Origin of the sequence: Actinotalea ferrariae (assembly GCF_019733465.1) — a bacterium.
GTDB lineage: Bacteria > Actinomycetota > Actinomycetes > Actinomycetales > Cellulomonadaceae > Actinotalea > Actinotalea ferrariae_A.
Genome location: NZ_JACVQL010000030.1, coordinates 1 through 20,897 on the forward strand (window position 1 = coordinate 1; position 20,897 = coordinate 20,897).

The following is a 20,897-nucleotide window of genomic DNA, read 5'->3' on the forward strand; positions in this document are numbered from 1 at the left end:
GTGGACGGGTGGCGCGGCCTCGCCCCGACCGTCGCGGTCGCCGTCGCGCTCGCGCTCCTGGGCGTCGCCGCGGCCGCCCGCGGCCTCGTGACCTGACGAGGGCGCGCGGCCAGGCGCGCGGCCGGACGAGCCTCGCCGTGCAGGAAGCCGCCCCGGCGCGCAGGATCGAGCGGTCGCACGGGTCCGCGCCGCCGACCACACCCGCGGCCGCCCGCCGGCCACCCAGACTCCCAGCCCTCCACCCGGCCGCCCGGCCGCCAGCCAGTCCAGGAGACGCATGCTCACCGTGACGGTCCCCAGCACCGACGTCCGCGACCGCCTTCTCGCCGGCGACGTGCCGCCGGACGTGCGGCTCGTGACGTGGGACGTGGCCTCGGACCTCGAGGACGCCGACGACGTCGCGATGGTCGTGCTGCCGAACTCGTCGCTGGACGACGACGGCTGGCGCCGGATCGCCGCGCTGCGCGGCCTGCGCGTGGTGCACCTGACGAGCGCGGGCTACGAGCACGCGCTGCCCCGCCTGCCCGAGGGCGTGCTGCTCTGCAACGGCCGTGGCATCCACGACGACGGCACGGCGGAGCTCGCCGTCGGGCTCCTGCTCGCGTCCCAGCGAGGCATCGACGACGCGGTGCGGGCGATGGGCCGGCGCGAGTGGTCGCCGGGCCCGCGGTCGTCGCTCGCGGACCGGCGCGTCATGGTCGTCGGCTCGGGCTCGATCGGCTCGGCGATCCGGCGCCGGCTCGAGGCGTTCGAGACCGAGGTCGTCATGGTCGCCCGCACCGCTCGCGTCGAGGACGGCACGCAGGTGCACGCGATCGACGAGGTGGCGGACCTGCTGCCCGACGTCGACGTCGTCGTGCTGGTCACGCCGCTCACCGAGGAGACGGAGCGGCTCGTCGACGCGGCCTTCCTGGCGCGCATGCGCGACGGCGCCCTGCTGGTCAACGTCGGCCGCGGCAAGGTGGTCGACACCGACGCGCTCGTCGCCGAGCTGGAGGCCGGCCGGCTGCGGGCCGCGCTCGACGTGACCGACCCCGAGCCGCTGCCGGCGGAGCACCCGCTGTGGTCGGCGCCCGGTGCGCTCGTCACCCCGCACGTCGGCGGCTGGACCGACGCCACGACGCCACGCGTCGTGCGGCTGCTGCGCCGCCAGCTGACCCGGCTCGCCGCGGGCCTCGAGCCCGAGAACGTCGTCGCGCGCACCTGAGCCGCGCCCCCGCGAGCCGGTGTGACGGACGCCGCACCGACCACGCGGTGACGTCCGTCACGAGGCGGGCGTCCCGTGCGGCAGCACACGGCGCGCGGGGTGACGATGGAGGACATGCGCGAGCAGACCACCGACGACGCCGCCGCCACCGTCCCGCGGGACCACGCCTTCTTCGGTCACCCCCTCGGGCTGATGACGCTCTTCACCACCGAGCTGTGGGAGCGGTTCAGCTACTACGGCATGCGCGCGATCCTCCTGTACTACCTGACGGACGCCGTGTCCGACGGCGGCCTCGGGATCGCGTCCGGCACAGGCGCGGCGCTCGTCGCGATCTACGGCACCTCGGTGTACCTGCTCTCGGTGGTCGGGGGCTGGCTGGCCGACCGCGTGCTCGGCTCGCGCCGGTCGACGCTCTACGGCGGCATCGTCATCGCCGCGGGTCACGTGGCGCTCGCCCTGCCGAGCGCGCCGTCGTCGTACCTGGGCATCGTGCTCGTCGCGATCGGCACGGGCCTGCTCAAGCCCAACGTCTCGAGCATGGTCGGCGAGCTCTACTCGCGCGAGGACCCGCGCCGCGCCTCGGCGTTCTCGATCTTCTACATGGGCATCAACATCGGCTCGCTCTCCGCGCCTCTCCTCGTCGGGGCGGCGCGGGCGTGGGGCGGCTACCACGCGGGGTTCGCGGTCGCCGCCGTCGGCATGGCGATCGCGCTCGCCTTCTTCGTCGCCGGCCGCCGCCTGCTCGGCGGCGCGGGGGACACGGTGCCCAACCCGGTGCGTGCCGAGGACCGGCCCGCGCTGCTGCGCACGGGCGCGGCGCTCGTCGCGGGCGTCCTCGTCGTCGTGGCGATCGCCCGGGCGTGGTCGGGCGAGGCGGGCGTGACGATGTTCATCGACACCATGAGCCTGCTCGCGTTCGTGGCGCCGGTCGTCTACTTCGTCGTGATGTTCCGCTCGCCCAAGGTCACGGCGCGAGAGCGCTCGCGGCTCCTCGCGTACGTCCCGCTCTTCGTCGCCGCGATGCTCTTCTGGATGATCTTCGAGCAGGCCGCGAGCACCATGGCCGCCTACGCGGCGGAGCGCACGGAGCTGACGGTGCTCGGGATCACCATCGCGCCCGAGCTCTTCCAGTCCGTCAACCCGGCGGCGATCGTCCTGCTCGCCCCGGTGTTCGCGTGGATGTGGGTCAAGCTCGACGACCGGCCCCCGACGGCGGTGAAGTTCGCGATCGGGCTGTCGCTCGCCGGCGTGAGCTTCCTCGTGCTCTCGGCCGCCGCCGCGGCGGCCGGCGACGGACGCTCGCCTGCGTGGGTCCTCGCGCTCGTCTACGTCATCCAGACGCTCGGCGAGCTGTTCCTCTCGCCCGTGGGCCTCGCCGCGACGACGCTGCTCGCACCGGCCGCGTTCCGCAGCCAGGCCATGGCGCTGTGGTTCCTCGCGCCTGCCGCGGGCAACGCGATCACCGCGCAGGTCATCACGGCGACCGAGGGCGTGGACGACGCAGTGTTCTTCGGCGGGACCGGTGCGGTCGCCGTGGCGGCCGGGCTCGCGCTCCTCGCGATCGCGCCGTGGGTGACGCGGCACATCCTCGAGGGCGAGGAGTCGACGGCGGACGTCGCGGCCCGCTGAGGGTCGGCGCGCCGGCTCAGAGCCGGCGGCAGCTGCCGCGCTCGACGAGCTCGGTCGAGAGCGTGATGTGCGTCGAGGGCCCCGCGGTGCCGTCCATGAGGCCGACCAGCAGCTCGATCGCCTCGGAGCCCATCCGCTGGATCGGCTGGTTGATGGTCGTGAGCGAGGGGGTGGTCATGGCGGACTCGGGGACGTTGTCGAAGCCGATCACCGAGAGGTCGTCGGGGACTTGCAGGCCGAGGTCCCGCGCGACGTCCATGGTCCGCAGCGCGGACAGGTCGTTGGCCGCGAAGATCGCCGTCGGGCGGTCCGGCATCGTGAGCAGCTCGTGGGCCGGCTGGTCGGCCGTCTCGGGCCGGTAGCCGCCGACGCGCATGAGGGCCGGGTCGGGCGTGATCCCGGCGTCGAGGAGCGCGCGGCGGTAGCCCTCCTCGCGCAGGCGGGCGGACTCGAGGTCAGGACGGCCGCCGAGGAAGCCGATCCGGCGGTGACCCAGGGCCACGAGGTGCTGGGTCGCCAGGACGGCGCCGCGCATGTTGTCGGAGTCGACGGTCGGCATCCCGGACGGGCCCGTGTGCGGGTCGACGGCGACCACCGGGATGCCCGGGCTCGCGTCGACCACCGTGGGCGTCACGAGGATCGCGCCGTCGATGAGCGTCCCGCTGAGGCGGGAGAGGTAGCGGCGCTCCCAGCCGACGTCGCCCCCGGCACGGCCGCCGCCGGAGTAGGCGAGGAGCTCGTACCCCGTGCCGGCGATGGCCTGGGAGATGCCCTTGAGCAGCTCGGTGCTGAACGGCTCGAACTCGGCGACCAGGATCCCGATGACGTTGGTCCTCGTGCTGCGCAGGCTGCGCGCGACCAGGCTGGACTCGTAGCCGAGGTCGTCGATGACCTCCTGCACCCGTGCGGACGTCGCGACGGCGACGCCGTACCGGCCGTTGATGACCTTCGAGACCGTCGCCACCGACACGCCCGCGGTGCGTGCGACGTCGTTGATCGTCACCCGGCTGCGCTGCTGCATGGGCGTGAGCATAGCGTTTCGATAACGTTATCGATATCGGTTGACATCGTCGGCGACCGGTTGAGAAGGTGGCCGCGCCAGCCTGTCGACGGGGAGAGGAGCGCCGGTGAGGACGACGACTGTCCCTGCCGTGGCGGGGGACGAGCGGCCCTGCACCACGGACGCCGAACGCGCGACGGCCGATCCCCACGTGTCACACGGCTGACACCTCCGCCCGAGTGTCATCCACGGCTCGACGAGCCGAGCGAGCGGAACTGCCCACCCCGGCAATCTCAACGAAGAGGACGACTCATGAACACACGCAAGCTCATGGCGCCGACAGCTCTGCTGATGGCGACCGCTCTCCTGGCCGCGTGCAGCGGTGGTGGCGAGACCGGTGGCGGTGGCGGCGGCTCCGAGGGGGAGGGCGGGGACGTCACGCTGACGTTCTGGCACAACTCCACGACGGGCCCGGGCAAGGAGTACTGGGACGAGACGGCCGCGCAGTTCGAGGAGGCCAACCCCGGCGTCTCCGTCGAGATCCAGTCCATCCAGAACGAGGACATGGACGGCAAGCTCCAGACGGCGCTCAACTCGGGTGACGCACCCGACATCTTCATGGCGCGCGGCGGCGGCAAGCTCGCCGACATCGTCGAGGCCGGCCAGGCGCTCGACCTCACCGACCTGGTCTCCGACGAGGTCGAGTCGGCCGTCGGCGGCACGATCAGCGCCTTCAGCATCGACGGCAAGGTCTACGGCATGCCGACGTCCGTGCTGCCCGGCGGCATCTACTACAACAAGACGATGTTCGAGCAGGCCGGCATCGAGGGCACGCCCACGACGATGGCCGAGCTCGAGGACGCCGTCGCCAAGCTCAAGGCGATCGACATCGAGCCCATCGCGCTCGGGGGCAAGGCCGCCTGGCCCGCCGCCCACTGGTACTACTTCTTCGCGCTGCGTCACTGCTCGCAGGACGTCATGGAGTCCTCCGCGGAGTCCATGTCGTTCGAGGACCCGTGCTGGACCGACGCGGCCGAGGCCCTCAACGACTTCGCCGGCATCGAGCCGTTCGCCGAGGGCTTCCTCACCACCGAGGCCCAGGGCAGCGCCGCCTCGTCGGCCGGCATGATCGCCAACGACCAGGCCGCCATGGAGCTCATGGGCGCCTGGAACCCGGGCGTCATCGCCGACCTCACGCCGGACAAGCAGCCGAAGGCCGACCTGGGCTGGTTCCCGTTCCCGGCCGTGGAGGGCGGCGACGGTGACCCGTCCGCGATGATGGGCGGCATCGACGGCTACTCCTGCTCGGCACAGGCTCCCGCCGAGGAGTGCGCGGCCTTCCTCAACTTCTTCATGTCGCAGGAGCGGCAGGAGGCCTACGCCGAGGCGTTCGTGACGCTGCCCGCGAGCCAGGAGGCTCAGAGCGTCGTGACCGACCCCGCGCTGCTCGACGTGCTCGCGGCGTACAACGACGCGGCCTACGTCCAGGTGTGGCTCGACACGCAGTTCGGCCAGAACGTCGGCAACGCGCTCAACGCCGGTGTCGTCGAGATGCTCGCCGGCAGCGGCACGCCGGACAGCGTCATCACCGCGGTCAACGACGCGGCGGCCAAGGGCTAGATCGCATGAGTGACTCCCTGGGCGAGAACACGCTCACGACGACGTCGCCCGAGGGTCCCTCCCGGGCCGGGGGCGGTGCCACCACGGCACCGTCCCCGGCTCGCCGGCCGCGCCGTCCTGCGGACTGGCGCAAGCGGGGCGAGATCGCGCTCCTCACGGGCCCCGCCGTCGTCATGTTCCTGGCATTCGTCATCTTCCCCGTGATCATGGCGGCCTACTACGGGTTCTTCCGGTGGAAGGGCTTCGGCCCGCCGACGGACTTCGTGGGGCTCGACAACTACCTGGCGATCTTCCGGGACAGCACGTTCCACGACGCGCTGATGCACAACGGCTTCATCGTGGTGATGTCGCTCATGCTGCAGGGGCCTGCGGCCATCGCGCTCGCGCTCCTGCTCAACCAGCGGATGCGTGGCCGGTCGGTGGTCCGGGTGCTGATCTTCGTGCCGTACGTGATCTCCGAGGTCATCGTCGGGACGGGCTGGGCGCTCATGCTCCGCACCACCGGCGCGCTCAACGACCTGCTGGAGAAGGCAGGCCTCGACGCGCTGACGGCGGACTGGCTCGCCGACCCCGACGTGGCCATCTGGTCGCTGATGATCATCATCACCTGGAAGTACATCGGGTTCGCGGTGATCCTCTTCCTCGCGGGGCTCCAGAGCATCCCCGAGGAGCTCTTCGAGGCGGCCGCCATCGACGGCGCGTCCTACTGGCAGATGCAGCGGAGCATCACGCTGCCGCTGCTCGGCCCGACGATCCGGATCTGGGCGTTCCTGTCGATCATCGGCTCGCTCCAGCTCTTCGACCTCGTCTACATCATCTGGGGCCAGTACGTGGCCGCGACCGCGGGCACGTCGACGATGGCGACCTACATGGTCGTGAACGGGCGCAACGCCGCGAACTACGGCTTCGGCAACGCGGTCGCGGTGGTGCTGTTCCTCATCTCGATGGTCATCGCCCTCGTCTACCAGCGCTTCGTGCTGCGTCGTGACACCGAGGGTGCGCTCACGGAAAGGAAGAAGCGATGACGGCGAGTGCAGTCACCGCACCGCCGCTGCCGGCGGACCGGCCGGTCCGCCGCAAGCGGGGCGGCGGGCGTCTCGGACGCAGCGGGCCGATGACCTACCTGATCGCCTTCTTCTTCGTGGGCATCTGCATCGGCCCCGTCGCCTACATCGTCCTCGGCGGGTTCCGGAGCAACTCGCAGATCATCACGAGCCCGTCCGGCTTCCCGAGCCCCTGGGAGATCGGCAACTACCTCGACGTGCTGTCGAGCGAGATCTTCTGGCGCCAGATGGGCAACTCGGCGATCAGCGCGATCGCCACGACCCTGGGCGTCGTCGTGCTGGGCGTCATGGCCAGCTACGTGCTCGCGCGGTACGACTTCCGGGGGCGGACGGCGCTGTACTCGCTGTTCGCCGCGGGGCTCATGTTCCCGATGACGGTGGCCATCACGCCGCTGTACATCCTGGTCCGCGAGCTCGGCCTGATGAACAGCCTGCCGGGCATCATCCTCCCGCAGATCGCGTTCGCGCTGCCGACGACGATCATCATCCTCGTGCCGTTCCTGCGGGCGATCCCCAAGGAGCTCGAGGAGGCGGCGGCGATCGACGGCGCCAGCCGGCTCGGGTTCTTCTTCCGCATGGTGGTGCCGCTGTCCCTGCCGGGTGTCATCACCACGGGCATCCTCGCGTTCATCGCGAGCTGGAACAGCTACATGCTGCCCCTGTTCATCCTGAACGACGAGGGCATGTACACGCTGCCCCTCGGCGTCCAGGCGTTCTCGGCGCAGTACTCGGTCGACACGGCGCGGGTCCTCGCGTTCACGTCGCTCTCGATGATCCCCGCCCTGATCTTCTTCTCGCTGTTCGAGAAGCGGATCGTCGGCGGGCTGACCGGCGCCGTCAAGGGCTGAACCTCGCGGGTCCCGGCGGCGGTGGGCACCGCCGCCGGGACCGGCGCGCCGCCGGCACCGCCGGCTCGCACCCTGGTACTGCCCGCACTCTCGTACTGCCCGCACCCTCGTACTGCCCGCACCGTCGTACTGCCAACACCCTCGTACTGCCAACACCCTCGTACCGATCTGCTCGCGATCTCGCGGGCGCCCGTCGCGTGGACGCCGCGCCGGGTGGAGCTCCAGGTGCGTCCTGAGGAAAGAAGGATCCGGTGACGGACGTCCCTGCCATGCCCGAGGTCTCCGAGCGCGTGCGTGCCCTGCACGCCCGCATGACGCTCGAGGAGAAGCTCGCCCAGATCGTGGGCTACTGGATCGACCAGAACGGGACGGTTGCCCCGATGCAGGCCGAGATGGCCGCGGGCAAGGGCGACCCGTCGCTCCTCGGGGAGATCACCCGGCACGGCATCGGGCACTACACCCGCGTCTACGGCACCCGTCCGGTGGAGCCGACCGAGCGCGCCGCCTGGCTGTGGGCCGAGCAGCGCCGCCTCAAGCGCGAGACCCGCCTCGGCATCCCCGCGCTCGTGCACGAGGAGGTCCTCACGGGCCTCGCCGCGTGGCGCGCCGCGACCTTCCCGACGCCCCTCGCCTGGGGCGCGTCGTTCGACCCCGAGCTCGTGCACGAGGTCGGCCAGGCGATCGGCGAGTCGATGCGCGAGCTGGGCATCCACCAGGGCCTCGCGCCCGTGCTCGACGTCGTCCGCGACCCCCGCTGGGGCCGCGTCGACGAGTGCATCGCCGAGGACCCGTACCTCGTCGGCACCGTGGGCACGTCGTTCGTTCGCGGCATGCAGGCCGCCGGCGTCCACGCGACGCTCAAGCACTTCGTGGGCTACTCGGGCTCGCGCGGCGGGCGCAACCACGGCCCCGTCTCGGCCGGTCCCCGCGAGATCGCGGACGTCTTCCTCCCGCCGTTCGAGATGGCGGTCCTCGACGGCGGCGTGCGCTCGGTCATGAACTCCTACGCGGAGATCGACGGCGTCCCCGTCGCCGCGAACCCCGACCTGCTCACGGGAGTGCTGCGCGAGCGCTGGGGCTTCGACGGCGTCGTGGTGGCCGACTACTTCGCGGTCGCCTTCCTCGAGGTCATGCACCGCGTCGCGGCCGATCGCGGCGAGGCCGCCGGCCTCGCGCTCGAGGCCGGGATCGACGTCGAGCTCCCGAACGGCGACGCCTACCTCGAGCCGCTGGCCGAGCGCGTGCGCTCGGGTGCGCTCGACGAGCGCTACGTCGACCGGGCGGTGCTCCGCCTGCTCGCGCAGAAGGAGGAGCTCGGCCTGCTCGACGCCGACGCGTTCGAGGACGAGCCGCCCGCGGTCGTCGACCTCGACTCGCCGCGCCACCGCGAGCTCGCGCGTCGCCTCGCCGAGGAGTCCGTCGTCCTGCTCGCGAACGACGGCGTGCTGCCGCTCGGCGCGTGGGACACGCCGCCCGCGCGCGTCGCCGTCGTCGGGCCCAACGCGGACCGCGCCGAGGCGCTCATGGGCTGCTACTCGTTCGCCAACCACGTGCTCGCGCACCACCCCGGCGTCGAGATCGGCTTCGAGATCCCGTCGGTCGCCGAGGCGCTCGCCGGGGCGTTCCCGGCGGCGGGCCTCCCGCAGCCCGAGCTCGTCCACGCGCGCGGCTGCGACGTCGAGGACGTCGACACGTCCGGCTTCGCTCAGGCCGTCGCCGCCGCGCAGGGCGCGGACGTCGCGGTCGTCGTCGTCGGCGACCAGGCCGGCCTGTTCGGCCGCGGCACCGTCGGCGAGGGCAACGACGCCGAGTCGCTCGAGCTGCCCGGCGTGCAGCGCCAGCTGGTCGAGGCGCTCGTCGCGACCGGCACGCCCGTCGTCATGGTGCTGCTCACCGGCCGCCCCTACGCGACCACCTGGGCGCTCGAGGGCTCGGGCCCCCGGCCGGCGGCCGTGCTCCAGGCGTTCTTCCCCGGGCAGGGCGGCGGCCTCGCGCTCGCCGACGTGCTCACGGGCCGGGTCAACCCGTCCGGCCGCCTGCCGGTCTCGCTGCCGCGCGCGACGGGCGCCATGCCGCACGGCTACCTGCACCCGCTGCTCGGCGGCCCGTCGGACGTCACGTCCGCCGACCCGACGCCGCTGCGGCCCTTCGGCTTCGGGCTCTCGTACACCTCGTTCGCCTACAGCGACCTCGAGGTCGACGCCTCGGTGCCGTCGTCGGGCGCCTTCACGGCGTCCGTCACCGTGACGAACACGGGCTCGGTGGCCGGCGCCGACGTCGTGCAGCTCTACGGGCGCGACGTCCTCGCGACCGTCACGCGCCCCGTGACCCAGCTGCTCGGCTACGCGCGTACGACGCTCGAGCCGGGGGAGCAGGCGCGCGTGACGTTCCGCGTCCCGACGACGCGTGTGGCGTTCTCCGACCGCCGCCTCGTCCGGGTCGTCGAGCCGGGCGACCTCGAGGTCTGGGTCGGTGCCCACGCCGCGGCGTCCGACGGCGACGGCGCGACGAACCACACGGGCGGCGCCATCCCCCAGGGCACGCGCGAGCGGTTCGTGCCGCCGGCGGGTGCGGCGACCCCGCGGTCCGTGGTCGCCGTGACGGGCGACGTGCACGAGGTCGGCGTCGCCGACCCGCGCTGGGTCGAGGTCGAGGTCGCCCGCATCGGGAGCGGGGTGCCCGCGTGAGCCTCGTCGCCAACCCCGTCCTGCCGGGCTGCTACCCGGACCCGACCGTCTGCCGGGTGGGCGACACCTTCTACCTCGTGACGTCGACGTTCGAGTACCTGCCGGGCCTGCCGGTCTTCCGCAGCACGGACCTGGCCTCGTGGGAGCAGGTCGGCCACGTCGTCGACCGTCCCGGGCAGCTCGACTACTCCGGCATCGCCTCGTCGGGCGGCCTGTACGCGCCGACGCTGCGCCACCACGACGGCGTCTTCTACCTCGTCTGCACGCTCGTGGACCAGCGCGACGACAGCCGCGGCGGCAACTTCCTCATGACCGCCACGGACCCCGCCGGGCCGTGGTCCGACCCGCACTGGCTGGGCGTCTCCGGCATCGACCCGTCGATCTTCTTCGACGACGACGGCCGCGCCTGGGTGCACGGGACGCGGCTGGTCGCCGAGCCCGAGTGGTACCACCAGACCGAGGTCTGGCTGCGCGAGCTCGACCTCGCGACCCTCGAGCTCGTCGGGCCCGAGCACGTGCTGTGGACCGGCGCGGTGCGGGGGGCCGTGTGGGCCGAGGGGCCGCACCTGTACAAGGTCGACGGCACCTACTACCTGCTCGCGGCCGAGGGCGGGACGGAGATCCACCACGCGATCTCCGTCGCGCGTGCCGAGACGGTGACCGGGCCCTACGTCGGGAACAAGGGCAACCCGGTCCTCACGCACCGCCACCTCGGACGCGGCGTCGACGTCGTCGGCGTCGGCCACGCGGACCTCACGCAGGGGCCCGACGGCTCGTGGTGGGCCGTGCTGCTCGCCATGCGCCCCTACGGCGGCTACCACTACAACCTCGGTCGCGAGACGTTCCTCGTCCCGGTGACCTGGGAGGACGGCTGGCCGGTGTTCGCCCCCGGCGTCGGCCGCGTGCCCGCCGAGGTCGAGGTGCCCTTCGCGCCCGCGCCCGTGCCGGGCGCGGCCCAGGGCGCGACCTCGGGCGTGGTCGAGCCGGGCGACCTGCGCTGGACCGCGGTGCGGGCGCTGCCGTCCGCCGTCGCGACGCCGTGCGGCGAGGGCTGGGAGCTCCCGCTGCGGCCGACGACGCTCGCCGACGTCGACGTGCCCTCGTTCCTGGGCCTGCGCCAGCAGCACCGCGACGTGGACGTGCGCGTCGTCGTCGCCGCCGACCTGGCGCCGGGGGAGGAGGTGGGCCTCGCGGTCCGCCAGTCCGAGCGGGACCACGTCCTGCTCGTCGTCACGGCGGACGAGGGCGGCGCGCGCCGCGTCGTCGCCACGCACGTGCACGGTGGGGTCGCCACGCAGCTCGGCGAGCTCAGGCTCGACGGGGCGGCCGACGGCGCGGTGACGCTCGTCGTGCAGGCGCGGGACCAGGACTACCGGCTCGTCGTCGTGGGGACCGGCGGGTCGTCGGCCACGACGGTGGCCGTCGCGGACGGCAGGACGCTCGACACCGTCGCGACCGGCGGGTTCCTCGGCCTGTGGATGGGTGCCTACGCCTCGAGCGGGGGACGCCCGACGTCGACCGTCGCGCGGGTCGAGCGCGTGGAGTACGTCCCGCTCGGGTGACCTGACCCCCGGGCCGGCCCGTCGCCTCCCGGCGGGTCTGCGGGGGCGGGCCGGACCGCTCCGACCCGCCCGCGGCCCCCGGCGGCCCACCAGGTGGTGCTGGTGGGCCGCCGGGCGTCGCACGCCCGTCCCGCGGGCACGCCCCAGCGGCGTCCGGGCACTTCCCGGTGCCGGTGGTCGGTGCCACAGTGGCGGGATGGCGACGCTGCGGGACGTGACGGTGACGGAGCAGGTGGACGCGCGGCACTGGCGGGTCGTGCTCGGCCATCTCGAGGCGACGTTCCGGACCGGCTCGTTCGCGCGCGGGCTCGAGCTCGTGCAGCGGGTCGGCGCCGCGGCCGAGGAGCTCGACCACCACCCCGACGTCGTGCTCCGGTACCCGACGGTCCTCGTGCGGACCGTCTCCCACGACGTGGGCGGGCTCACGGAGCGCGACGTGCGGCTGGCAGCCGCCGTGAGCGCGATCGCCGACGCGCTCGGCGTGGAGCCGGACGTGGCCGCGCCCCAGACCACCGAGATCGCGATCGACGCGCTCGACATCCCGTCGGTCGTGCCGTTCTGGCGTGCGGTCCTCGCCTACGAGGACGAGCGCATCGACGCGGAGGACCCGTCACCCGCCCTGGTCGACCCGCGCGGCGTCGGGCCGTCCGTCTGGTTCCAGCAGATGGACGAGCCGCGGCCGCAGCGCAACCGCATCCACCTCGACGTCACGGTGCCGCACGACGCCGCCGAGGCGCGCGTGGCGGCGGCGCTCGCGGCGGGCGGGCGGCTCGTGAGCGACCTTCGTGCGCCGGCGTTCTGGGTGCTCGCCGACGCCGAGGGCAACGAGGCCTGCGTGTGCACGTGGCAGGCGCGCGACTGAGGCGAGGGCTCGCGGAGGGGTGGCGACGAGGGGTGGCGACGGTGCGCACGGGGAGCGGACGGTGAGGCGCGGTGCCGCGGCCGCGGGGACGTCGGCGTTCCTCGCGGCGGTACCCGGCACGGTCGCGGGCCTCGTGCCGTGGCTCCTGACGCGCTGGGAGTCCGGCGAACCGCCGCCGCCCCTCGCCGTGCGGCTCGTCGGGGGAGTGCTCGTCCTCCTCGGCGGGTCGGCGCTGCTCGTGGCGTTCGTGCGCTTCGTGGGCGAGGGTCGCGGCACGCCGGCACCCGTCGCCCCGACGGAGGAGCTGGTCGTGGGCGGGCCCTACCGGTACGTGCGCAACCCCATGTACGTCGCCGTCGTCGCGCTCGTGCTCGGCCAGGCGCTGCTGCTGGGCCGGCTGGTGCTGCTCGCCTACGCGCTCGTGACGTGGGCGACGACGGCGGCGTTCGTCCGCGGGTACGAGGAGCCCACGCTGCTCGCGCGGTACGGCGAGCAGTACGAGGCGTACCGCGCGGCCGTGCCCGCCTGGCTGCCGCGGCTGACGCCCTGGCGCGGCGGGGCGTCCGCCCCTCGACCCTCGCGACCACCTGCCGGGACGCCCACCTAGAATCGCGCCATGAGCGAGACCCCCGCGAGCACCACTCCCAGCGCAGCGAGCACGGCCCCTGCCGTCGACATCAAGCCCCGCAGCCGGACCGTCACGGACGGGCTCGAGGCCACGGCCTCGCGAGGGATGCTCCGCGCCGTCGGCCTCGGCGACGAGGACTTCGCCAAGCCGCAGATCGGCGTCGCGAGCTCGTGGAACGAGATCACGCCGTGCAACCTGTCGCTCGACCGGCTCGCCAAGGCCGTGAAGAACGGCGTGCACGCGGGCGGCGGCTTCCCCCTCGAGTTCGGGACCATCTCGGTGTCCGACGGCATCTCGATGGGCCACGAGGGCATGCACTTCTCGCTCGTGAGCCGCGACATCATCGCGGACAGCGTGGAGACCGTCATGCAGGCCGAGCGCCTCGACGGGTCGGTGCTGCTGGCCGGGTGCGACAAGTCGCTGCCCGGCATGCTCATGGCCGCGGCGCGGCTCGACCTCGCGTCGGTCTTCCTCTACGCGGGCTCGATCACGCCGGGCTTCGTCAAGCTCAGCGACGGCACGGAGAAGGACGTCACGATCATCGACGCCTTCGAGGCGGTCGGGGCGTGCGCGCGCGGCCTCATGAGCCGCGAGGACGTCGACCGCATCGAGCGGGCGATCTGCCCCGGCGAGGGCGCGTGCGGCGGCATGTACACCGCCAACACCATGGCGTCCGTCGCCGAGGCGATGGGCATGTCCCTCCCCGGCTCGGCGGCGCCGCCGTCGGCGGACCGGCGGCGCGACGTGTTCGCGCAGCGCTCCGGCGAGGCCGTCGTCGAGCTGCTGCGCCGCGGCATCACCGCACGCCAGATCATGACCAAGGAGGCGTTCGAGAACGCGATCGCCGTCGTCATGGCGTTCGGCGGCTCGACCAACGCCGTGCTCCACCTGCTCGCGATCGCGCACGAGGCCGAGGTCGACCTGACCCTCGCCGACTTCCAGCGCGTCGCCGAGCGCGTGCCGCACCTGGGCGACCTCAAGCCGTTCGGGCGGTACGTCATGAACGACGTCGACCGCATCGGCGGCGTCCCGGTGATCATGAAGGCGCTGCTCGACGCCGGCCTGCTGCACGGCGACTGCCTCACGGTGACCGGTAAGACGGTCGCGGAGAACCTCGCCGACGTCGCGCCGCCCGACCCGGACGGCAAGATCCTGCGCGCGCTCGACAACCCGATCCACCGCACGGGCGGCATCACGATCCTGCACGGGTCGCTCGCGCCCGAGGGCGCGGTCGTCAAGAGCGCGGGCTTCGACTCCGACGTCTTCGAGGGCACGGCGCGCGTGTTCGAGCGCGAGCGGGCGGCGATGGACGCGCTCGAGGACGGGACGATCGTCGCGGGCGACGTCGTCGTCATCCGCTACGAGGGCCCCAAGGGCGGTCCGGGCATGCGCGAGATGCTCGCGATCACGGGTGCGATCAAGGGCGCGGGCCTCGGCAAGGACGTCCTGCTGCTCACCGACGGGCGGTTCTCCGGCGGCACCACGGGCCTGTGCGTCGGTCACGTCGCGCCCGAGGCGGTGGACGCCGGCCCGATCGCCTTCGTGCGCGACGGCGACCGCATCCGCCTCGACGTCGCGAACGGACGCCTCGACGTGCTGGTCGACGAGGCCGAGCTCGCGGCGCGCGCCGAGGGCTGGGCGCCGCTGCCGCCGACCTACACGCGCGGCGTGCTCGCGAAGTACGCGAAGCTCGTCCAGTCCGCCTCGAAGGGCGCCGTGCTCGTCTGAGTCGGGACGACCGCCGCCGCCCGCGGGCCTACGCCGCGGGGGTCCGGTCGACGCCCAGGAAGCGGCGCAGAGCCTCGGCACCCTGGACCGAGACCGGGGCGTCCGGGCGGACGAAGGTCGCCGGCGTCACCGTCACGCGCTGCTCGTCGACGCCGACGACGCCCTGCCGGGTGTGCTGCACGGTCCTCCGGCGGCCGTCGTCGACGTACCCGACCTTGCGGCTGACCGCCGCCGAGGCGAGGTTGCCCGCGATGTAGCCCGACTCGCACCGGTCCGCGCCCAGCTCATCGAACGCGAACCCGACGACGAGCTGCCGCATGAGCGTGCCGGTGCCCCGGCCCTGATGGGCTCGACCGAGCCACGAGCCCGTCATGACGGTGCGCGTCTGCGCGAAGTGCTGCGCGTGCAGGTCCTGCATGCCGACGAGCTCGCCGTCGCGACGGACGACGAGCGCGAGGCGCCACTCGTCGGGCGCGAAGGTGGCCCGCTGCGTCCACCACCACCACAGGGAGGTGGTGGGGAAGCCCTCCGGGGCGCCCGGGGCGAAGGGCTCCTCGTGCCAGGCGCGGAGGAAGGGCATCGGCAGGCCAGGCGCCTGGATGCCGCCCCGCACGAGCTCGACGAGCTCGGGGAGGTCGTCGTCGCGCATGACCCTGAGCTCGACGGGTCCGCACGAGATCGCCAGGGCGAACGGGGGGAAGATCTCCTCCAGGGTGAGCATGGTGCATCCTGCCCGTCGGCCGGCGGTCGTGGACAGCGACTTCTGCGCGATGCGGGGCGGCCGACTCAGGCGCGTGCGACCACGAGCCGGCGGTAGCCGGGGACGAGCACGCCGCGCTGGGCGCTGCGGCGCACGACGCGCAGCGGTGCGCCGTCGGCCCACAGCGTCTCGACCAGACCGCGGATCTCGGCGCGTGCGAGCGGCGCGCCGAGGCACAGGTGCCGGCCCGCGCCGAACCAGAGCTGGCGGTTCTCGGCGGCGTAGGGCCGGTCGAGCCGGAAGCCGCCGACGGCCGTGTTCGCGGACCAGACGAGCGCCAGCAGGCTCTCGCCGGTGCGCAGGCGGCGGCCTCCCAGCTCGACGTCGGCCGCGACCGAGCGCCCGATGACGACCGCCGGCGTGCTCACGCGCAGGCCCTCGCGCACCGCGTCGTCGAGGCGCCCCGGCTCGCGCAGCAGGCGGTGCTGCTCACCCGTGTCCACGAGCAGCGCGACCGTGCGCTGCATCGCCGACGCGGACGTCTCGGTCCCGGCCACGAGGAGGAGCGCCGACAGCCCGGTGGCCTCGCGCTCGGTGACGCCGAGCTCGCGCATGCGGCCCAGCAGCGTCGTGCCGGGGGCCGTGCGGTAGGCGTGCGGGACGCCCGCGGTGAGGTCGCCGACGACGTCGCGCGCGACGCGCACGAGCGACGCGTCGAGCACGGGCTGGGTCGTCGCGCGCATGGCCGTGGCGGCGAGGCGCTCGCCCTGGGCGAAGACCCGCCTCGCGTCGTCGTCGCTCGCGTCGTCGTCGGTCGCGTCGCCGTCCCGACCGGTCCCGCCGCCCGCCGGGTCGGACCCGCCCACGGGGATGCCGAGCGACGCGATCATCATCCGGCCCACCGCGACGCGGGACAGGTCGGCGACGTCGACCTCGCCGCCCGACGCGAGCGCGGCGCGTGCCGACGCGAGCAGCGGTCCCCAGACCTGCGCCACCTGCTCGCGCGCCGCCGCGTCGGTGAACAGCTCGCGCGAGCGCGACCGCAGGTCGTGGTGCCCCGGCCCGTCGAACAGCTCGGTCACCCACGGGCCGAGCACCTGCGCCCACAGGTGCCCGACGCCGCCCTCGCCGACCATGGAGAAGGCGCGGTGGTCGTTGAGCGCCTGCCTCGCCAGCACGGGGGACGCGGTCACCCAGCCCACGCGCGGCACGCGGACGACGCCGCGGGCGGCGACCGCGCGGCCCGCGAGCAGGAGCGCGGCGACCGAGGGTCGTGCAGCGACGAGGAGCGCGGCGTCACGCGCGTGGGCGAGCATGGCGGTCACTGTGCCACCCGCACGGTGCCACCCGGGCGCCGGTTCGTGACGCGCCACCCGCGACCCGTGCGCCGAGGCCGCGCTCCGCGCGGGTGGTCAGGGGAGTTCACCCGGCGGCACCCTCGGGCGGGGGGAGCGGCCGTGGCTACGCTCTCGGGCATGCCCGCCCCCGCCCCGACCGTGCCCTGCGCTGCCCCCGCGGCCGTCATCGCCGGGGTCCAGGTCCACCTGCCCGAGCGCACGGTGCGGGTCGCGGACGCCGAGCGCGCGCTCGCCGCACGCAACCCGGGCGTCGTGCCGGCCGCCGGCATGGTCGAGCGCCTCACGGGCGTCCGCAGCGTGCACCTCATGCCCGACGACTGGCAGGCGTCCGACCTCGCGGTCGCCGCCGCCGAGAAGCTGCTCGCCGCCCAGGGCGTGGGCACGCGCGACGTCGACCTCCTGCTGTTCGCGTCCGCGAGCCAGGACATGGTCGAGCCGGCGACAGCGCACATCGTCGCCCAGAAGCTCGGCCTGACCTGCCCGGTCATGGACGTCAAGAACGCGTGCAACTCGGTGCTCAACGCGCTCGAGGTCGCCGAGGCGCTCGTCCGCACCGGGAGGTACTCCACCGTGCTCGTCGCGTGCGGCGAGGCGCCCTCGCGCGCCGTGCGCTGGGACGTGCCGGACCGCGCGACCTACCTGCGCTCGGCCGCGGGCTACACGATGTCCGACGGCGGCGCGGCCGTGCTCGTCCGCGCGGCACCGGACCACGTCGGACCCGCCGACGCCGCGCCGGCGGGCATCCTCGCGTCGGCCTTCGCCGCCGAGTCGGCGCACTGGACCATCGGCACGCTCCCGGGCGGCGGCACCGCGCACCCGCGCGACGCCGACCGCACGTACTTCGACATCGACGGGTCACGGCTGCGCGAGGCGTTCCTCGCGCTCGGGCCGGGGACCGTCCTGGACGTGCTCGAGCGCGCCGGCCTCACATGGGACGACGTCGCCCTCGTGGCGGTCCACCAGGTCGCCGTCACCTACCTGGCCGACGTCCACGAGGCGCTCGGGCTCCCGGCGGACCGGACGCTCCTGACGGTCGCCGACCACGGCAACCTCGCGTCGGCGACCCTCCCGCTGCAGCTCGCGCGCGCCCTCGAGCAGGGTCGCGTCGGGCCCGGCGACGTCGTCGTGCTGGTCGGGCTGGCGGGCGGCATCAGCATCGGCGCGATGGCCGTCCGGCTGTGACCGGCATGCGCCTGGCCGTCGTCGTGCCCGCGTGGCAGGAGGCGGCCGGCATCGGCGCGACGCTCGCCGCCCTGCGCGACCAGCAGGACGCGGACTTCGACCTGGTCGTGGTCGACAACGGCTCGACCGACGGCACGGCCGACGTCGTGCGCGAGGCGGCCCGGGCGTGGGGCCGCCCGCGCTGGCGCGTGGTCGAGGAGCCGCTCAAGGGGACCGGTGCGGCGGCGGACACGGGCATCCGCGAGGCCGTCGCGGCCGGCGCGACGCACGTCGCGCGCACCGATGCGGACTGCCTGCCGGCGCCGTACTGGACCGCCGCCGTCCGGCGCGCCTTCGACGACGGGCTGGAGCTGGTGACCGGGCCGATGCTCCCGCGGTCCGACGACGTCCCGGTCGGCCCGCTGCGGCGCGGTGCGCTGCGCGCCGCCGTGTCCGTGGCCGCGCGGTTCGGCCAGCTCCGCCCCGGCAACCAGGACCCGGAGTACCTCGGCCCCTACCTCATGTGCCCGGGCTGCAACCTCGCGATCACGGCCGACCTCTACGAGCGCGCCGGCGGGTTCCCGCGGACGGCGATCGAGGACCTCCACGAGGACCGGGCGCTGGTCAACGCCGTGCGGCGGCTCACGACGCACTACGGCTACCGGCGCGACGTCGTCGTGCACGCGTCGGTGCGCCGGGTGCACGCGTGGGGCCTGCGCCGCACGCTCGAGTGGTACGCGGACCACCGCTACCGTCCCCCCGTGGTGGACATCCGATGAGCGCCCTGCCCGAGGCGCCCGCGCCGACCGCGCACGCGATGGCGTGGGAGGAGCGCGTGCAGCGCGGCGCCCACCCGGTCGTCTACCCGTTCCTGCGGCGCGTGGCCGCGCGCGGTCCCGTCGTCCGCGTGCCGGGGATCGGCGTGGTCGTGAGCGACGCGGCGGTCGCGCGCGAGGTGCTGCTCGACACCGAGCGCTTCACCAAGACGGGTCCGGGCTCGCCCGCCGATCTCTGGACGCCCGTGCTGGGCCCCGCTGTGCTGCTCAACATGGAGGGGGCGGACCACGGCCGCCTGCGCGGGCGGCTGGCCGGGCTGTTCACGCCGCGCGCCGTCGCCGACCTCACCGGTCCGGCGCTCGCGGCGGTCGGCACGGAGCTGACCGAGCGGCTCACGGGCGGCGGCGTCGTCGACCTCGTCGAGCTCGCGGGCCGCGTGGCCGGCTCGGTCATCTGCCGCATGACGGGGCTGCCCGAGACGGACGACGACGTCCGCACCGCGTTCCGCGACGCGCAGGAGATCGTCGGCATGGTCCGGCTGCACCGGCGGAGCCTCACCCCGAGGCAGGTGCGGCGCGCGCGCGACGTGCTCGGGCGGCTCTCGGAGCGGGCGACCGTCGCGTACCGCGACGGCGACGAGAGCACCGTGCCGGGGCGGATGCGGGCGCTCGGCCTGAGCGAGCACGAGGCGCGGGGCGCCGTGGGCGCGTTCGTCCTCACCGGGACCGAGACGCTGGTCTCGTTCGTCCCGCGGCTCGCGGCGCTGCTCGCGGACACGGGCTGGGACGTGCGGCTCGCGGCGTCGACCGATCCGGAGCTCGCGGGCCGGGTGGTCAACGAGGCGCTGCGCATCACGGCGCCGACGCCCGCGATGCTGCGCGCCGTGGCGGTCCCCGCCCGCGTGGGAGGCGACGCGCCGGGGACCGGTGCGGACGTCCGGCCGGGGGACCGCGTCGTGATCGCGACCCTGCTGTGCTGCCGCGCCGCGGGGGCGTTCGACCCCGACGTGCGGCAGCCGGCCGCCGTGCGCCAGCTGTGGTTCGGCGCGGGCCCGCACTTCTGCCTCGGCATGCCCCTCGCGACGGCGCAGATCACCGCCGTCCTCGACGCGCTCGTCGCGTCGGTGCGCACGCGGGGACCGCTGCGCGTGGTCGCCCGCGAGGTCGCGCGCGGCGTGCTCATCCCGGCGTACGCGTCGCTCCGCGTGGCGTGCGCGTGACCCGCACATGACCCGCGCCCCTGACCTCGTCGCGGACGTCCTCGAGCAGTGCGACCGCCACCCCGCGCGCGTCGCGCTCAGCCAGGCGGGCACGACGACGACCTACGCGGCCCTCGGTGCGGGCGTGCGGGCCACGGCCGCCGCGCTGCGCGCGGGCGGCCTGCGCACGGGCGACCGGGTCCTCTTCTCGGTCCGGCCACGCACCGAGGGACTCGTGCTCGCGCTCGGGGTCGTGGCCGCGGGCGGCTCGCTCGTCCTCGTCGACCCGGGGTCCACGCCCGAGCTGTTCACCGCGCGCGTGCGCGCCGCGGCACCGACGTGGGCCGCGACCGAGTCCCTGCTCTACGCGCTCTCGCGCCCGGCGCTCGCCCCGCTGGCCCGGCGGCGCGGTGTCCTCCTCCCCGACTACGGCAGGCTCGACGTCCGGCACGTGTACGCGGGGCGGTGGCTGCCCGGGGTCCCGCGTGGCGCCCGCCGCGCCCGCGCGTTGGCGGCGGGCCCGGTCCCGACGGCGTCCCGTAAGCTCGTGCGGTCGCCGGACGCCGAGGCGCTCGTCGTGTTCACGTCGGGCACGACGGCGGCACCGCGCGCCGTCGTGCACACGCGCGGCTCGCTCGGCGCGGGAACGGCGCTGCTGCGCCAGTCGTGCGCGGTCGAGCCGGGCGACGTCGTGCACACCGACCAGATGCTGCTCGGCCTCCCGGCACTCGTCGCGGGCGGCACGTGGTCGCTGCCCCGCCGCGCGCCGGCCGACGACGTCGCGGCCTACGCGGCCGGGCTCGACGGTGCGGCGATGTCCTTCCTCGTGCCGGCGGACGTCACGGCGCTGCTCGACGCGGTCGAGGCG

General features: G+C 74.4%; 17 protein-coding genes. 14 read left to right on the forward strand and 3 right to left on the reverse strand.

All coding sequences use genetic code 11. The annotated features are described in order from the left end of the window. Positions 1-277: 277 nt before the first annotated feature. Complete coding sequence (locus ICW40_RS02955; RefSeq protein WP_221652342.1) at positions 278-1,207, forward strand: 2-hydroxyacid dehydrogenase; 930 nt, start codon at positions 278-280, stop codon at positions 1,205-1,207. Between the two features lie 114 nt (positions 1,208-1,321). Then, on the forward strand, positions 1,322-2,836 hold the full coding sequence (locus ICW40_RS02960) for a peptide MFS transporter (protein ID WP_260458710.1): 1,515 nt from the start codon (positions 1,322-1,324) through the stop codon (positions 2,834-2,836). Positions 2,837-2,852: 16 nt separating this feature from the next. Here the strand turns inward: ICW40_RS02960 and ICW40_RS02965 are convergent, their stop codons facing one another. Then, the gene (locus ICW40_RS02965) at positions 2,853-3,857 is read right to left on the reverse strand and encodes a LacI family DNA-binding transcriptional regulator (protein ID WP_221652343.1); all 1,005 of its coding nucleotides are present in this window, start codon (positions 3,855-3,857) and stop codon (positions 2,853-2,855) included. A 291-nt stretch (positions 3,858-4,148) separates the two neighbouring features. On the opposite strand from ICW40_RS02965, the gene ICW40_RS02970 reads away from it, so the two are divergent. The 8 genes from ICW40_RS02970 to ilvD all read left to right on the forward strand — a co-directional run bounded on the left by ICW40_RS02970 (position 4,149) and on the right by ilvD (position 14,835). Beyond that, positions 4,149-5,456 (forward strand): extracellular solute-binding protein, encoded by a 1,308-nt coding sequence (locus ICW40_RS02970; protein WP_221652344.1) that lies wholly within the window; start codon positions 4,149-4,151, stop codon positions 5,454-5,456. 5 nt (positions 5,457-5,461) lie between these two features. Beyond that, positions 5,462-6,481: a carbohydrate ABC transporter permease gene (locus ICW40_RS02975; protein ID WP_221652345.1), complete on the forward strand. Its 1,020-nt coding sequence runs from the start codon at positions 5,462-5,464 to the stop codon at positions 6,479-6,481. Further along, the gene (locus ICW40_RS02980; RefSeq protein ID WP_221652346.1) at positions 6,478-7,368 is read left to right on the forward strand and encodes a carbohydrate ABC transporter permease; all 891 of its coding nucleotides are present in this window, start codon (positions 6,478-6,480) and stop codon (positions 7,366-7,368) included. Before ICW40_RS02975 ends, ICW40_RS02980 begins: the two co-directional genes overlap by 4 nt. A 269-nt stretch (positions 7,369-7,637) precedes the next feature. Further along, positions 7,638-10,055, forward strand: a complete 2,418-nt coding sequence (locus ICW40_RS02985; protein WP_221652357.1) for a beta-xylosidase/alpha-l-arabinosidase — start codon at positions 7,638-7,640, stop codon at positions 10,053-10,055. Beyond that, positions 10,052-11,617, forward strand: coding sequence for a glycoside hydrolase family 43 protein (locus ICW40_RS02990; RefSeq protein WP_221652347.1), 1,566 nt, complete (start codon positions 10,052-10,054; stop codon positions 11,615-11,617). The genes ICW40_RS02985 and ICW40_RS02990 overlap by 4 nt, the downstream gene beginning before the upstream one ends. A gap of 196 nt (positions 11,618-11,813) precedes the next feature. Next, entirely contained in the window at positions 11,814-12,479 is a 666-nt protein-coding gene (locus tag ICW40_RS02995) for a VOC family protein (protein ID WP_221652348.1), read from the forward strand. Positions 12,480-12,540: 61 nt separating this feature from the next. Beyond that, complete coding sequence (locus ICW40_RS03000; RefSeq protein ID WP_221652349.1) at positions 12,541-13,086, forward strand: methyltransferase family protein; 546 nt, start codon at positions 12,541-12,543, stop codon at positions 13,084-13,086. A 9-nt stretch (positions 13,087-13,095) separates the two neighbouring features. Next, on the forward strand, positions 13,096-14,835 hold the full coding sequence (gene ilvD, locus ICW40_RS03005) for a dihydroxy-acid dehydratase (RefSeq protein ID WP_221652350.1): 1,740 nt from the start codon (positions 13,096-13,098) through the stop codon (positions 14,833-14,835). 28 nt (positions 14,836-14,863) lie between these two features. Here the strand turns inward: ilvD and ICW40_RS03010 are convergent, their stop codons facing one another. Next, entirely contained in the window at positions 14,864-15,556 is a 693-nt protein-coding gene (locus tag ICW40_RS03010) for a GNAT family N-acetyltransferase (RefSeq protein WP_221652351.1), read from the reverse strand. Between the two features lie 65 nt (positions 15,557-15,621). Further along, on the reverse strand, positions 15,622-16,851 hold the full coding sequence (locus tag ICW40_RS03015; protein WP_221652352.1) for a cytochrome P450: 1,230 nt from the start codon (positions 16,849-16,851) through the stop codon (positions 15,622-15,624). Between the two features lie 159 nt (positions 16,852-17,010). Here ICW40_RS03015 and ICW40_RS03020 point away from each other — a divergent pair, with 159 nt between their 5' ends. The 4 genes from ICW40_RS03020 to ICW40_RS03035 form a co-directional block, all read left to right on the forward strand. Then, positions 17,011-18,075 (forward strand): 3-oxoacyl-ACP synthase III family protein, encoded by a 1,065-nt coding sequence (locus ICW40_RS03020; protein ID WP_221652353.1) that lies wholly within the window; start codon positions 17,011-17,013, stop codon positions 18,073-18,075. Between the two features lie 5 nt (positions 18,076-18,080). Continuing rightward, positions 18,081-18,833, forward strand: a complete 753-nt coding sequence (locus ICW40_RS03025; protein WP_221652358.1) for a glycosyltransferase family 2 protein — start codon at positions 18,081-18,083, stop codon at positions 18,831-18,833. Further along, entirely contained in the window at positions 18,830-20,050 is a 1,221-nt protein-coding gene (locus ICW40_RS03030; protein WP_221652354.1) for a cytochrome P450, read from the forward strand. The genes ICW40_RS03025 and ICW40_RS03030 overlap by 4 nt, the downstream gene beginning before the upstream one ends. Before the next feature lie 7 nt (positions 20,051-20,057). Further along, on the forward strand, positions 20,058-20,897 hold an 840-nt coding region (locus ICW40_RS03035; protein ID WP_221652355.1), incomplete at its 3' end, for a class I adenylate-forming enzyme family protein.